Source organism: Pseudarthrobacter sp. alpha12b (assembly GCF_054130495.1).
Map to the genome: position 1 here is coordinate 2,698,356 of NZ_CP196746.1, position 14,236 is coordinate 2,712,591.

General features: G+C 65.7%; 15 protein-coding genes. 5 read left to right on the forward strand and 10 right to left on the reverse strand.

The features are described 5' to 3' along the window. The first annotated feature begins 90 nt into the window (after positions 1-90). Positions 91-939: an SGNH/GDSL hydrolase family protein gene (locus ACTAQI_RS12450; protein WP_457946226.1), complete on the forward strand. Its 849-nt coding sequence runs from the start codon at positions 91-93 to the stop codon at positions 937-939. A gap of 9 nt (positions 940-948) precedes the next feature. Here ACTAQI_RS12450 and ACTAQI_RS12455 read toward each other — a convergent pair whose 3' ends face one another. Beyond that, on the reverse strand, positions 949-1,557 hold the full coding sequence (locus tag ACTAQI_RS12455; RefSeq protein WP_457946228.1) for a GNAT family N-acetyltransferase: 609 nt from the start codon (positions 1,555-1,557) through the stop codon (positions 949-951). A 74-nt stretch (positions 1,558-1,631) separates the two neighbouring features. Between ACTAQI_RS12455 and ACTAQI_RS12460 the strand changes: the two genes are divergently transcribed. Then, positions 1,632-1,865: a DUF6480 family protein gene (locus ACTAQI_RS12460; RefSeq protein ID WP_457946230.1), complete on the forward strand. Its 234-nt coding sequence runs from the start codon at positions 1,632-1,634 to the stop codon at positions 1,863-1,865. 24 nt (positions 1,866-1,889) lie between these two features. Here ACTAQI_RS12460 and ACTAQI_RS12465 read toward each other — a convergent pair whose 3' ends face one another. The 4 genes from ACTAQI_RS12465 to ACTAQI_RS12480 all read right to left on the reverse strand — a co-directional run bounded on the left by ACTAQI_RS12465 (position 1,890) and on the right by ACTAQI_RS12480 (position 5,595). Next, complete coding sequence (locus ACTAQI_RS12465; RefSeq protein ID WP_457946231.1) at positions 1,890-2,762, reverse strand: 3-hydroxyacyl-CoA dehydrogenase family protein; 873 nt, start codon at positions 2,760-2,762, stop codon at positions 1,890-1,892. 3 nt (positions 2,763-2,765) lie between these two features. Then, on the reverse strand, positions 2,766-3,575 hold the full coding sequence (locus ACTAQI_RS12470) for an enoyl-CoA hydratase/isomerase family protein (protein ID WP_457946233.1): 810 nt from the start codon (positions 3,573-3,575) through the stop codon (positions 2,766-2,768). Further along, positions 3,575-4,801: a thiolase family protein gene (locus ACTAQI_RS12475; RefSeq protein WP_457946235.1), complete on the reverse strand. Its 1,227-nt coding sequence runs from the start codon at positions 4,799-4,801 to the stop codon at positions 3,575-3,577. The genes ACTAQI_RS12470 and ACTAQI_RS12475 overlap by 1 nt, the downstream gene beginning before the upstream one ends. Positions 4,802-4,920: 119 nt before the next feature. Further along, a complete protein-coding gene (locus ACTAQI_RS12480) occupies positions 4,921-5,595 on the reverse strand; it encodes a pentapeptide repeat-containing protein (protein WP_457946236.1) in 675 nt (224 codons plus the stop codon). Positions 5,596-5,723: 128 nt separating this feature from the next. Here ACTAQI_RS12480 and ACTAQI_RS12485 point away from each other — a divergent pair, with 128 nt between their 5' ends. Then, positions 5,724-5,900, forward strand: a complete 177-nt coding sequence (locus tag ACTAQI_RS12485) for a CsbD family protein (protein WP_457946238.1) — start codon at positions 5,724-5,726, stop codon at positions 5,898-5,900. 162 nt (positions 5,901-6,062) lie between these two features. On the opposite strand, the gene ACTAQI_RS12490 is transcribed toward ACTAQI_RS12485, so the two are convergent. Further along, positions 6,063-7,133, reverse strand: coding sequence for a DNA polymerase IV (locus ACTAQI_RS12490; protein ID WP_457946240.1), 1,071 nt, complete (start codon positions 7,131-7,133; stop codon positions 6,063-6,065). 109 nt (positions 7,134-7,242) lie between these two features. On the opposite strand from ACTAQI_RS12490, the gene ACTAQI_RS12495 reads away from it, so the two are divergent. Continuing rightward, positions 7,243-8,001: a dienelactone hydrolase family protein gene (locus ACTAQI_RS12495; RefSeq protein ID WP_457946242.1), complete on the forward strand. Its 759-nt coding sequence runs from the start codon at positions 7,243-7,245 to the stop codon at positions 7,999-8,001. Positions 8,002-8,123: 122 nt separating this feature from the next. On the opposite strand, the gene ACTAQI_RS12500 is transcribed toward ACTAQI_RS12495, so the two are convergent. Next, on the reverse strand, positions 8,124-9,584 hold the full coding sequence (locus tag ACTAQI_RS12500; RefSeq protein WP_457946244.1) for an amino acid permease: 1,461 nt from the start codon (positions 9,582-9,584) through the stop codon (positions 8,124-8,126). Between the two features lie 209 nt (positions 9,585-9,793). On the opposite strand from ACTAQI_RS12500, the gene ACTAQI_RS12505 reads away from it, so the two are divergent. Continuing rightward, positions 9,794-10,555 (forward strand): CPBP family intramembrane glutamic endopeptidase, encoded by a 762-nt coding sequence (locus ACTAQI_RS12505; RefSeq protein ID WP_457946245.1) that lies wholly within the window; start codon positions 9,794-9,796, stop codon positions 10,553-10,555. A gap of 7 nt (positions 10,556-10,562) precedes the next feature. On the opposite strand, the gene ACTAQI_RS12510 is transcribed toward ACTAQI_RS12505, so the two are convergent. From ACTAQI_RS12510 to ACTAQI_RS12520, 3 genes are read right to left on the reverse strand one after another with little or no spacing between them, the layout of a single operon-like run. Then, positions 10,563-12,308: a hypothetical protein gene (locus ACTAQI_RS12510; RefSeq protein WP_457946247.1), complete on the reverse strand. Its 1,746-nt coding sequence runs from the start codon at positions 12,306-12,308 to the stop codon at positions 10,563-10,565. A 40-nt stretch (positions 12,309-12,348) separates the two neighbouring features. Beyond that, complete coding sequence (locus ACTAQI_RS12515) at positions 12,349-13,284, reverse strand: carbohydrate ABC transporter permease (RefSeq protein WP_457946248.1); 936 nt, start codon at positions 13,282-13,284, stop codon at positions 12,349-12,351. 3 nt (positions 13,285-13,287) lie between these two features. Beyond that, on the reverse strand, positions 13,288-14,232 hold the full coding sequence (locus tag ACTAQI_RS12520) for a carbohydrate ABC transporter permease (RefSeq protein WP_457946249.1): 945 nt from the start codon (positions 14,230-14,232) through the stop codon (positions 13,288-13,290). Positions 14,233-14,236: the final 4 nt, after the last annotated feature.

The window sequence follows — 14,236 nt, forward strand, 5'->3', positions numbered from 1 at the left end:
TGCCTGACGGCCCGTGACAGGTGTGACGCACGGGAGTACTGTGACGAAACTTGCCCGCACCGCAGGGCACTAAGCAACCAAGGGGAATAAATGGGAAATCTATCAGTACGACGGCGACCCCGGGCATTCGCTGCAGCCTTCGCCGCACTGGCAATCAGCGCAGGTTTTGCGGCCGCTCCCGCGCAGGCCGTGGACAAAATCAAATACATCGCCCTGGGAGACTCCTTCGCCGCCGGGCAAGGCGCCGGCCCCTACCTGGACGCCTGCTACCGCAGCGATAACGCCTATTCCGAAATAGCGGATGCGGACAAAGCCATCCAGCTGGTGGTGAACGCTGCCTGCAGCGGCAAGACCACCCAGGATGTGGTGAATACGCAACTTCGCCAGCTGAACAAGAGCACCGAACTGGTGACCATCACGGCAGGCGGCAACAACCTGGGGTTCGGGGACATCATCACCTATTGCGGCGTCGTCCTGGCGAACCTCCCCCCGGCTCCGGCATGTGGCGGTGCTCTCGTCCAGGCGGAGGAACAGTTGCAGAGCGGCCAGCTGAAAAATGACCTGGTTGCGATGCTCCAGAGCGTGCGGACAGCGGCGCCAAACGCCAAGATTGTGGTGACCGGCTATCCCTACCTCCTGGACCCAATCCCGGCGGGCCTGACCGATCCGGCAGCGCAGTTCATCTACACGGCCACCGACTTGGCGGACCGGCTGGACCAGACGATCGCCGCCGCGGCCCAGGATGCCGATGCCGCCGCAACCGGCGACCCCAAAGTGCAGTTTGTCGATGTGCGGGCCGCCTTCCTCGGCCACGGCGCCTTGTCCCCAGCCCCGTGGATCAACCTTGGCGGCGCGCCCGATGGCTTCCACCCGAACGCCGCGGGCTACCAGGCCTACTTCACGGCACTCAGCCAGGCCGGCGCCTACGCGGTTCCCTAGCGCAACAACCTAGCCGCGCCGGTCCAGCCGGTATTCCAGTCCGGCGCGGACCGCGGGCCATTCGTGGTCCAGGATGGAGAACACCACGGTGTCCCTGAGGTTTCCGTCGCTGGTCCGTGAATGGCTGCGGAGCACGCCGTCCTGTTTTGCGCCCAGCCGTGCAATTGACTCCCGCGACTGGTGGTTCAGCCAGTGCGTGCGGAACTCCACGGCCGGGCAGCCCAGCACTTCGAAGGCATGCCGGAGCAACAGGAGCTTGGAGTCCGGGTTGGTCCCGGTCCCCTGCACGGACGCCGCGTTCCAGGTGGAGCCGATTTCCACGCGGGGTGTGGCGGCGTCGATGTTCATGTACGTGGTCATGCCGATGATGCGGCCCGGGCCGCCCGTGGCGGAGTCGATCAGCCGGGTGGTGAACGGGAGCATGGATCCCTGTTCCTGCAGGGACAGCCGCCGCCGGATCTCCGCCGCCATGGCGTCTGGAGCCGGGACCGACGTGTACCAAAGCTTCCACAGCTCGCCGTCACTGGCCGCATCCACCAGGCCGTGGTGGTGGTCCTCCGCGAGCGGCTCCAGGATTACATGGCGGCCGGTCAGGGTAAGGGGTTCAAGGAAAGTCACTGCACCAGCCTAGGCCCGCCGAAAGGTCGGGTTACGCTGGGGCAGGCACCACGACGTCGAGCGAGGGAGTTATTGTGTCAGGAACCAACCCGGATCCCGAGGACGACAGGATCACCGGCCTGGAGCCTGGCGGCGGGGTTCCGCCGGGCGAAACCCCGCCGGGCGAAGCATCAACCGCCGGCCCGCAGGGTCATGACGAACACGGGACCAGGAAAGGCACGCAGTTCCTGTGGATCGCCATCATCGGCGTGGTGGTCCTGCTGTGCCTCCTGTATTTCATCGGCTACATTGTGGGCTTCTTCGACTAGGCCCGCTTCCTGACGGCAGACAGCCTAGCTGGGCCAGTCGAAAAACCCCTTGCCGGTTTTGCGTCCCAGTTCGCCGCGGGCCACTTTGTCCTTGAGGATCTGCGGCGGCGCAAACCGCTCGCCAAGGGTGGAATGCAGGTATTCGGCGATGCCCAGCCGGACATCGAGGCCCACGATGTCCGTGGTTTTGAGCGGCCCCGTGGGGTGTTTGTAGCCCAGCACCATGGCGGCATCGATGTCCTCGGCCGAGGCGACGCCCTCCTCCACCATCCGCATGGCCTCAAGCGCGATGGCCACGCCAAGGCGTGAGGACGCGAACCCCGGGGCATCATTGACGACGACGGCGGTCTTGCCGAGTGCCTGCACCCACGTCTTTGCCGCGGCAGCAAGCCCGGGAGACGTGTGCTCCCCCAGCACCACCTCAATAAGGGTGGACGCCGGCACGGGGTTGAAGAAGTGAAGGCCCAGGAAGTTCTCCGGCCGCTTCAGTTCACGGGCCAGGCCGTTGACGGACAGCGAGGACGTGTTGGACGCAATGTAGCCGTCCTGCCCCAGCCGTTCCTCAATGCCCCTCAACGCTGTCACTTTGAGGTCCCAGTCTTCAGGGACCGCTTCCACCACCAGTTGGCGGTCTGCGAAGGCGTCGTAATCGGTGCTGACGGTCAGGCGGGTCACCAGTTCCTCGAAGTTGGCATCCACTGCCCCGCGCTCAATGCTCTTGGCGGCCGCGGACTCCACCCGCTCCCGGGCGGCCTCGGCCGACTGTTCGTCGCGCTCCACTACCAGCACGTCGGCGCCCTTGATCAGGAAGGCGTGCGCGATGCCGGCGCCCATGCGGCCGCCGCCCAGCACTCCCACAAAGGTGGGAAGGCCGGGGTTTACTGATGAATCACTCATGGTCTACTTTCCGTCGGCGGGGTTGGCGGAGGCGGCGTTTGCCTTCTTTGCCGCGTTCCGGTCAAGGAACGCCTGCATCCGGTCGAATTTGGCCTGCGACTCGAAGAGGATGCCCTGGGCCAGCTGGTCGATGAGCGGATGCGCTTCTGCGGGGGCATGGAATACGGACTTGGTGATGCGGACGGCCAGCGGGTCCTGCCGGCCGATCCGGTTTGCCAGGCTGTGGGCGGCGTCCAGCAGCTCGGCCGGATCGTGGATCTCGGTGATGAGGTTGGCGGCCTTGGCTTCGTCAGCGCCGAGGACCAGTCCAGCCAGCAGGATCTGCTTGGCCAGCGGCTCGCCCACAAGCTCCCTGAGCCGCCAGCTGGCACCGGCCGCGGCAAGGATTCCCAGCCCTGTTTCCGGGTTGCCGATCCGCACGTTGGGGGTGCCGATCCGGAAATCGGCTGCGTAGGCCAGTTCCGCGCCGCCGCCCAGGCAGTAACCGTCCAGCGCTGCGATGACCGGCATGGGCAGCTTGGCGATCCGGACGAAGATGGTGGAGTTGATCCCCTGCAGGGCATCGTCCCGGCGCCGTTCGCGCAACTGGGCGATGTCGGCGCCGGAGGCGAAGACTCCGTCCACACCGGCGATGATCAGCACCTTGGGGTTCTGTTCCAAGGCAGCGCAGACAGTGTGGAGTTCGTCCACCATCTGCTGGTCGATCGCGTTCTTCACCTGCGGCCGGTTGAGCAGCACCACAACCCGGTCCTCGCGCTCCTCCACGAGGAGCGCGGAGAAGCTTTCGGCCGCCAGGTCCACCGCGGCCGTCATCAGATCTTCTCCAGCAGCATGGCGGTGCCCTGGCCGACGCCGACGCACATGGTGGCAAGGCCGATTTTGGCGTCCTCGCGTTCCATCCGCCCCAGCAGGGTGATGGCGATCCGCGACCCGCTGGAACCGAGCGGGTGCCCCAGGGCGATGGCGCCGCCGTCGCGGTTCACGATTTCCGGCTCCAGTCCCAGCCGCCGGATGCAGGCAAGGGACTGCGTGGCAAAGGCTTCATTAAGTTCGACGGCGGACAGGTCACCGACGCTCAGGCCGCTTCGCTTGAGCACTTTCTGGGTTGCGGGGACCGGGCCGATGCCCATGATCTCGGGTTCACAACCGGCAGAGGCGCCATCGATGATGCGGGCGCGGGGAATAAGGCCCAGCCGTTCAATGGCTGCTTCCGAAGCGATGATGATGGCCGAGGCGCCGTCGTTGAGGGACGAGGAGTTGCCGGCCGTGACCACGGAGCCGCCGTGCGCCACCGGCTTCAGCTTGGCGAGAACGTCCAGGCTGGTACCCGGGCGGGGGCCTTCGTCCGTGTCCACCACGGTCTCTGACTTGCGGGCCTTGACCGTTACGGGCACGATCTCGTCCTTGAAGCGGCCGGCCTCGATGGCGTCCAGGGCGAGTTGGTGGGAACGGACGGCGAAGGCGTCCGCGTCCTCGCGGGAGATGCCGTCCACCCGGGCCACCTCCTCCGCCGTTTCCGGCATGGAGTAGGTCATTTTCCCGTCCCGGGACAGCCCGCCATGTTGGAAGTGGGGATTGGTGAACCGCCAGCCGATGGAGGTGTCGAAGATCTGGCCGGGCTTGGCGAACGCGCTGGTGGGCTTTTCCTGGACCCAGGGCGCGCGGCTCATGGACTCCACGCCGCCGGCGATGACGATGTCAGCAGCACCGGCCTTGATCATGTGGCTGGCCTGGATGATGGCGCTGAGGCCGGAGGCGCAAAGCCGGTTGACCGTGATTCCGGGAATGTGCAGCGGCAGCCCGGCCAGCAGGGTGGCCATGCGCGCTACATTCCGGTTCTCCTCCCCCGCGCCGTTCGCGTTGCCGAGGATTACTTCGTCAATGCTCTCCGGGTCCAGGCCGGCGCGTTCCACGGCTTCGCGGACCACCAGGGCCGCAAGATCGTCCGGGCGCACGGAGGACAACGCGCCCCCATACCTGCCCACGGGCGTTCGGACCCCGCCAACAAGGAAAGCCTGCGGACCTGCGGTTGCAGCCATGGAAACACCCTTCACGCGATAAACAGCACTGTCATCGGCGGCCCGCACAGCGGAATACTCCACTTACCGACCGTTCGTTCTGTAAATGGTACACGGCAACACTCCCGATGCGCACCCGGCTACAGGACCCTTACCCCCATGTGCGCGGCGATCAGTGGCGCCAGGAGGCCCAGTTGGTATTCATCAATGACAAGGCCGGACAGGCTGCCGAGGCCGCTGACTTTGCGAAATTCCGTGCCCCTGAGATCGAAGTCCTTTAACTTGGCCCCTGTCAGGTCCAGCGATCCAATGGTGCAGTCTTCCAGCCTCACGCGGGTTGCGCCGGCCGATCCGAGATCCAGTTCATTGATGATGCAGCCGGTGATCAGTACGTCGGAGAGCTTGGCGCCGCGAAGGTTGAGGAAGTCCACCTTGCCGCCGTCGATCCGGACGGACTGCCAGCCGCTCTCGTACAGTTCGGCGGAACCCAGGCGGGGATTTCGGAACTCAACCTCGCGCCAGGTACTGCGGGCACCCCGGAACACGGGTGCGTACAGCTCGGCCAGGATGCAGTCGCGGAACGAGGCGCCGCGGAGCTGGGCCTCGTTGAAGGAAGCGCCGTCGAACTGGCATTCGGCAAAGACTGCACCCCCAAGCTCGAGCCCGTCCGCGGCGATCCGGCTGAACCGCGCGTTCTCATGCCTGTCGCCGCGCTGTATAGCCAGCTCCGGCAGATCTTCGAGGTCCGGCAGCTCCACCGGGGAGAGCCGGGGCGGTGCAACTTCAGCCGCCCGTTTGCCACGCAGTTTGTCCATGAACCCGAGCCTAACGGCGGATCCCGACAGGGAACAGGATGTTCAAGCGCGGGCTTGAAATAGTAAGCAAGCTTTGCTTATGGTGAAAGGGCACGGTTGATCGACGGAAACGAAAGGAGGCCGGAACCATGGGCCTCGGAGACAAGATCAGTAACGCGGCAGAGGACCTTGGCGGCAAGGCCAAGGAAGCTGCAGGCAACGCAACCGACAACGACCGCCTGAAGGCAGAAGGCCAGGCCGACCAGGTCAAGGCGGATGCCAAGAAGGTTGGCGAAAGCGTGAAGGACGAGTTCAAGCGCGAGTAGTTCCTCGCTGGTGCAGCCGCAGCGAACGGCGTGCTGCAACAGCCCCAACGGCGGCGGATCCATTGGATCCGCCGCCGTTTTGCGGTCCAAACAGGAATCGACTGCTGACTGGTTGTCGTTGTGGGGCGCCATAACGACAAGTGCTCAGCAATCGACGGGAGATCACCAGCCGCTGCGCGTTGGCGTATGGCCCTGCCGGGAATCGTCTGGCATGGTCATTTCGGCGCGCAGCCCGAGGAGCCGGATGGGGCGGTCCGGCTCGATCTTCGCCGTGAGGTCAAGGGCGCGGGCCAGCACTTCTGCCGGATCCGACGTCGCAGGGATCTTTCGCGCGTACGTTTTCGTGGTGAACGGGGCGTAGCGCACCTTCAACGTCAGCCCGATTACGGGCCTCCCATCCGCTGCGACATCCTCCAGGACGTTCGCCGCCAACTCGCGGACGGCGTCGTCAACGTGTGCCGCGTCGGTCAGATCGCGCTGGAAGGTGGTCTCCCGGCTGTGCCCGCGGGCCACCCAGGGCGTGTCATCGACCACCCGGGAGCCGTCACCCCGTCCCAGCTGCGCGTACCAGGGCCCCATTTTTGGTCCGAATTCGGGAACCAGGTCATCCGGGTTGGCTGCTGCCAGTTCAGCAACGGTCTGGATGCCGTGGGTGGCGAGACGCCGGGACACCGCCTTTCCCACACCCCACAGGTCGATGGTGGGGCGCTCCCCCATGACCTCAAGCCAATTCCCTTGCGTGAGCCGGAAGACGCCCGCTGGCTTGCCGAACGTCGTCGCCACCTTGGCACGGACCAGGGTGTCGCCGATGCCGATGCTGCAGTGCAGCTGTGTTTCCGCCAGGACGGCCTGCTGGAGTTGCCGGGCGCAGGCCTCCGGATCCGCCGACTCGATGCCGATGAACGCCTCATCCCAGCCGAGCACCTGGACCGTGGTTCCCGGCTGCGAGCGCAGCACTGCCATGACCTTCGCCGACGCCTCAAGGTAGGCCTCGTGATCCACCGGCAGGATGACCGCATCGGGCACTTTCCGCGCCGCGATCCGCAGCGGCATGCCGGAACCGACGCCGTAGGCCCGGGCTTCATAGGAGGCCGTGGACACCACCGCCCGTTCCGTGGGGTCGCCCCGGCCGCCCACGATCACCGGCCTGCCTGCAAGTTCGGGACGGCGCAGTACCTCGACAGCAGCGATGAACTGGTCCAGGTCCACATGCAGCACCCACGGTTCGGTCACAGGCCCAGTCTGCCCCGGCCGCGCCGCGCACACCAGCCCGCCTCCCGGCGTCGAATACCCCGGGCGCAAACCGCGCGACATCCTGGAGGCCGCCGGTTAGCCTTGGCCCATGACGAACGTAGACCTCAGCGCTGCGAGCACCGCTGCCGGTGGATCCCCTTCCCTGCACGGCTACCTTGCCGTGCCCGAAGGACAGGGGCCTTTTCCCGGCGTCGTGATGATCCATGAAGCATTCGGCCTGGACGACCAGACCCGGCGGCACGCGGACCGGCTGGCCCGGGCCGGGTACCTCACCCTGGCGCTGGACCTGTACAGCGACGGCGGCCCACGGCGTTGCCTGGTGGGAACCATGCGTGCCATGGCGGCCCGCACGGGGCGGCCCTTCACCGACATCGCCACGGCCCGTGCCTGGCTTGCGGACTCTGAACTGGGCAACGGCAGGACCGGGGTGATCGGCTTCTGCATGGGCGGCGGGTTCGCGCTGCTGGTGGCGCGGGACGGGTTCGACGCCGCCTCCGTCAACTACGGCCGGCTTCCGGGCAAGCAGCAGCAGGACCTGGAAGACGCACTGCGCGGCGCCTGCCCCATCGTGGCCAACTATGGGGGCGCGGACAAGTCCCTGAAGGGAGCCGCGGCCCGGCTCGAATCAGCCCTGGACCACTTGGGCATTGAGCACAGCGTGAAGGAATTTCCCGGCGCCGGCCACGCCTTCCTCAACGACGAAGAGCTGGGGCCGGTACTCCTCAGGCCGCTGATGCGGGTCATGGGCGTGGGGCCGGACCCGGAGTCTTCACCCGAAGCCTGGGAGCGCATTGAAGAACACTTCGCCAAGTACCTGAAGGGCCAATCTCCATCGAGTGCTCCGTAAGTGCCCTTTTGAGCGCTCAAAACGGCAGCTAGGGAACAATCGATGGAAAACGCCGACGGCGGGCAGCCCACTCAAGGGGGCTGCCCGCCGTCGTGCGTAGTTTGGTACGCCGTTGGAAATCCCTAGCTAAAGAGCTCGCTCTTGGGCTGGTTGTTCTTGACCTTCTGCCAGCCCAGCCACAGGACCAGGGCGAAGAACGGAATGGTGGCCAGCGTCCACAGGCCCAGGTAGAACACTTCTCCGTCCTTGCTGGTCATGGTGTCGAAGCCGATGAGCACGGTGATGGCGAGCAGGCCGATAAGGCCGGCCCAGCTGGTCCAGGGCGAGCCCGGCATCGGCAGGCTGGACGTGACGCCCTTGCGGCGGCGCAGCACGATCTGGCTGGCAAAGATGGAGCCCCAGCAGAAGATGACGCCGATGGAGGCGGTGTTCAGGGCGAGGTCGAACGCGTGCGAGCCGCCCAACCAGATATTCAGCATGATGCCCACCAGGTAGAACGCCGCGATGGCCAGGATGGCCGCGTAGGGCACGTGGCGCTTGGACATTTTGGTGAGCCACTGCGGGGCATGGCCGTTGTTGGCCATGGTGCGGAACACGCGCCCGATCGAGTACAGGCCGGAGTTGCAGGAGGACAGGGCGGCGGTGATGACGATCATGTTCATCACATCACCAACCCAACCCAACCCCATCTGGCCGAACACGGTGACGAACGGGGAGGTGCCGGCCTTGTACTGGTCCGACGGCAGCAGCATGGCCAGCAGCAGGACGGAACCTACGTAGAACACCACGATGCGGAGCACGACGGCGCGGATCGCCTTGGGCACTTCGCGTTCCGGCGTTTCCATCTCGCCGGCCGTGACGCCGACCAGCTCGATGCCGTTGTAGGCGAAGATCACGGCGTTCAGGACCAGGACCATCACCAGGGCGCCCTTGGGGAACATGCCGCCCTCAGCGGCGAAGAGGTTGGCGACCGATGCGTGGCCATCGCCCACCTGGGCGTTGGTGACCACCATAAACGTGCCCACCACCAGGAAGATCAGGATGGCGGCGACCTTCAGGCAGGAGGCCCAGAATTCGAACTCGCCGAACGCCTTGACGCTGAGCAGGTTGACGGCCACCAGCAGTGCCAGGGCGGCGATGGCGGAGGCTTCCACCGGGACGTTGGGGAAGAAGAACTGGAAGTACAGGCCGATCGCGATGAGCTCGGCGATGCCGGTCATGCCCCAGTTAATGAAGTACATCCAGCCGGACATGAAGGCGCCCTTTTTGCCGAACATCTCGCCCGCGTAGCTCACCAGGGAGCCGGACGTCTGGCGGTACATGATGAGTTCGCCCAGGGCCCGCATGAGGAGGTAGGCGATGACGCCGGCGATGGCGTAGGAGAAGATCAGGGCCGGCCCGGTGGAGGCGAGGCGGCCGCCGGCTCCCATGAAGAGGCCTACACCGATGGCGCCGCCCATGGCGATCATGGTGACGTGGCGCCGGCCCAGGGTCTTGCTGTAGCCCTCGGCGCTGAGGGATGGGTCGACGGCGGCGGATGGCGCCGTGCTGTTCTTAAGGTCTGTGGGGGTACTTTGAGGCACAACTGTTCCTTGTGGGTTGGGGGTTGGCCGCATCCGGACTTCGTATGATCGAGCTCACAAAATTCGGCCTTCAGGCCTGGGGACCAGCACATGTGAGGGTGGATCGGCCGAACTGCCGAAGCTTCACGCGACCAGACCATCTTACAAGACGGTCCGGAGTGGTACGTGACGCGCACTACACACGGGCGCCCGGCGCTAGGCTGGGGGGCATGGCAACAGCCCACCGCTTACCGCCCGCTCCGCAGCCCCAGCTGTACCGTTTCTCCCCGATGGACCTGGCCACGCTGTGCCTCTACGTCGCCATTGCCGGATTCTTCGCGCTGGCCGGAGATGTGCTGACCCCACTGCTGCGGCAGGTGGCCCCGTCCCCTGCAGCTGCCTCCTACGCCGTGAACCTGCTGTTCTATGTCTCAGTGGGAATACTGGCGCTGATGGCCGCGCGGAAAGTGGTGCTCCGGGACCTCAAAGTCCTGGCAACCCGGCCCTGGTTCACCCTGCTGATGGTGCCGGCAGCCGTGATCGCGATGATGATCCTTACCGCGGTTGTGGTGGCGGCGAACGGGCAGGTGGAAACCTCCGCGAACCAGGCCGGGCTGCAGGCGCTGATGCAGCAGGTCCCCGCCTGGCTCATGGTCCCGCTGCTGGTGGTGGTGGGCCCGTTCGTGGAGGAATACATCTTCCGCCACCTGCTGATCGGCAAGCTCAGCCGGCGGGTGAACATCTGGATCTGCTGCATCCTGTCCGTGGTGTTTTTCGCGGCACTGCACATCGTGGGGCAGGAGGCGGTCACCCTTACTGCGCTGCTCCCCTACCTGGCCATGGGCGCCACGCTGGTATTCGTCTATATATGGACAGGTAAGAACGTCATGTTCTCCTACTTCGTCCACGCCGCCAAGAACCTGCTGGCCGTGATCCTGGTCTACGCCATCCCGCCGGAACTGTTCGAGCAGATGCAGAACGTCCAGGCCTAGGCCGGCGTCAGTCCGGGACCGTGTACCCCCGGAACGTGAACCGGTGGCTGCCGGTGGTCCTGCCGGCGATGTAGACCTTAACGCCATCGGAAGCATTGGTACCGCCAAGGTAGCGGTAGCTTTCGCCGGGGTTGTAGGCGGCGGGGGTATCCGGATCCACCGGCAGGCCTGGGCCAAACTCGATGACATGCTTCCCCACGCGGTAGGAGCCCGTTCCTGCCACAAGCTGGAAGGTCCCGGCGGCACCTGCTGGTTCGACGCCGTCGAGCAACCCGCCAGGCGGGAACGTAAGTTCCAGGGCAAAAGCGGTCTGGGTGCCCGCAAAGCCGATGTCCAGCCCAACCTGTCCATCCCCGGCTTGGACCACGATCTCCGTGGCCAGCCGGTGGACGTCGGTTGCCCGGGCACTAAACTCCATGCCGGCGCTGAACCGGCCTTCGTGCTCCAGCGCGTATATCCCGTCCGCCCGCAGCTTGTCCGCCGGCAGGGGCTGGTAAAAGTTGGCCACCAGCTCATCGGACAGGACCAGGGCACCACCACGCCGGACAGTGTGCTGGCTGCGGAACGGCCCCAGGTCGAAGAAGCTCCTGGACAGCCGAACGTGGGACAGCACCGCGGCGCCGTGTCCGACGCGGAGGAAGGTGGGGTTGGTGGCAAGTCCTGACCCCACTCCGGGAACCAGGGGGTCGCAGCCGCCGAACACTGTGGCCACGGTGCCGGACGATCGGAGCCGGTAGGCGCTGCAGCTGTCCAGGGACGCTTCCGCGGGCGTCAGGGCAGGCGGCAGGGACAACGAGGCGTCCGGGGCAAAAGTGGCGTCCGACGTCGGTGCGGACGGAAGTGCCGCGGACAGCCACTGATCCAGCCGGGTGAGGGCAAGCAGCTTCGCGGGTTCGTGGAGGGGAAAGCCGGCCAGCCAGCGGGCGGCAGCTGCGAAGTCGGCGCGTCCGTCCTGCGCGGCGAGGCGGCGGTACAGGTGGAGGAACGGGGCGGCGCCGAACTGCATCCACTGGTCCTGCCGCCTGGAGAACACCGATTCCACGGTGCCGTCCGCGTTGAACCATGGCAGGAAGGCGGTGAGGTTCCGCCGGACGTGGTCCAGGAGTCCAGGCCGGTCCGTGCTGTCGGCGATGGTCAGCAGGGAGGGGTTGGTGACCGCCGTGGCGTACAGCGGACTCCGTTCCGAGTACATGCCGTCCGGCAGTTGGTCGATGCCTTCGGCCAGCCACTGTCCGATCCGTTCCCCGATGTCCTGGCGCGGCTGGATCCTGTTGATCTGGGCCAGTGCTGCGCAAAGCTCCCAGCGGTGGTTGGGGGTATGGACGCCGCCTGCCACCATGGCATCAATGGATGTGGCGACGATGGCGGCCAGCCGTGCTTCCACCTCGTCCAGCAGGGGCCCCGGTACGGCTGCCCCGCGGATGAGCCGCACTGCTAAGCAGACGTCGTTTAAGGTGAAGGCCGAGTCCGGCGGCGAGCAGAGGTTGGTGCCATCAAACAGGCCGGTTGGCCCCTGCAGCGCTTCCAGCCGGTCCAGGCACCGGCCCATCGCCGCGCCCAGCCGTTCCTGCCGGTGGAATCCGGAACCAGGCTCGGTAAAAACCGCCACCAGGGCCAGCAGCCTGGCCATGGCGGGCCGGTGCGCCAAAGCCGGGATCTCGTCGTCGTGCGTTGCCAGGAACACCGCCACGTCGCGGTCGGCCGCCTCCACAACCTGCTCCAGGAATGCTGTGTCCGCTGTTGCTGTCTGCAATGTTGTTGCCTTTCACCGGTCCCGCCGCGGCGGGACCGTCCTAATCCTTCAGGCCGGCGCTGACGTCCGCGTTCAGTACGTATTTTTGGAAGACGAAGAACACCAGGACCAGCGGCAGGAGGGAGATCACGGATGCGCCAAGGAGCACCGGCCAGTCGATGTTTTCCGCCCCCACAATGCTCCGCAGTGCCACCTGCAGGGTGTACCACTTGGGATCGTTGAGCACGATCAGCGGCCAGATGTAGTCGTTCCAGCGCCACTGGAAGGAGAAGATGGCCAGCGTGAACAAAATGGGTTTGGAAAGCGGCAGCATGATCCGGAAAAAGATTGCCAGCTCGCCCGCACCATCGATCCTGGCGGAGTGCAGCAGGTCGTCGGGGACGGTGAGGAAGAACTGCCGGAACATGAACACGCCGGTGGCCGTCAACACGGACGGCACAATGATGCCGGCCAGTGAGTTGTACAGCCCCAGGTCCCGGATCACGGAGAACGTGGGGTTCAGGATCACTTCCGTGGGGAGCATGGTGGTGGCCAGGATGCAGACGAAGAACAGCCGGGTGCCCCTGTTGTTGTACTTGGCCAGCGCGTATCCGGTGCAGGCGCTGAAGAAGACCGTCAACGCGGTGGTGACGATGGACACGGTGGCGGTGTTCAGGAAGTACTGCGCAAAGTCCACCCGCTCCCATGCGTCCACGAACCCCTGGAAGGTCCATTCCCTGGGAATCATGGACAAGGGGTAGCTGAACAATTCACTGCCGGGCTTGAAAGAGCTGAGCAGGAACCACAGCAGCGGCAGCGCGTAGATGGCGGCGATGAGCCACATCAGGATGGTCAGCGGAACGGAGGCCTTGGCCCGGAGTTCCGTGTTGCCGGGCTGGCGGCGCGGCTTCCTCCTGCCGGAGGTTGCGTTTGCCCTTTCGGTGCCCAGGGCGGGTTCCTCCGCCACGGCAGGGGGCAGGTTGGCAGCTGTTGCCATGGGTCAGCCCTTCTTCCTGTTGAACCGCAGCTGGATGAGGGCGATGGCCAGCAGGACCACCATCAGCACCATGGAGGCGGCGCTGGCGTAGCCCACCTTTGACTGCTCAAAACCGGTTTTGTAGATGTACTGCACAATCAGCGTGTTCTGGGTGCCGGGCCCGCCGCCGGTGAGCGCCTGGATCATGGCGAATTCCTTCATGGCGTGGATGGTGGAGAGCAGGATGACCATGAACGACGTCGGCGCGATGCCCGGCAGGGTCACGTGCCGGAAGCGCTGCCAGGCGTTGGCGCCGTCCAGCTCCGCTGCTTCCAGCAGGGACTCTGGAATGTTTTTCAGCGCCGCTATGAACAGCAGCATGTTGAAGGCGGTGCCGCCCCAGGCCGAGGCGAAGATGACCACGGCGAGGGCCAAATTGCCGTCGCTGGACCACGGCAGCGGGTTCCCGCCGAGGGTGGAGATCACAAAGTTCACGAACCCGAAGTCCTGGCCGAACAGCCACTTCCAGATGACGCCCACCACGATGGGCGAAATCAGCCAGGGCAGGAAGATCACCATTTTCGCGGCGGTGCGGCCGCGGACCGCCTTGCTGACCAGCAGCGCGGCGACGCCCAGGGAACAGACATAGACCAGCGGAACGGACAGGACGGTGTACACGAAGGTCCGGCCCAGCGCGGCGTAGAACGAGCCGTCCGCGAAGAGCTTCTGGAAGTTGGCCAGGCCGATGAAGTGCAGCTTGCCGATCCCGCGGTAGTCCGTGAAGGAGTACAGCAGGCCCAGCGCCCCCGGCCAGACGAAAAACACCAGGAAGAGGACAACGTTGACGCCGATCAGGACCAGCGGGGCGATGACGTACCGGTTCCGGCGCTTCTGCGCGGATTTGCTGCGGACCGGCGCCGGCGCCGGTGCGCCCGGCGCCGCCGCGGTGCTGATGGTTGGTTGGGCCACGGGA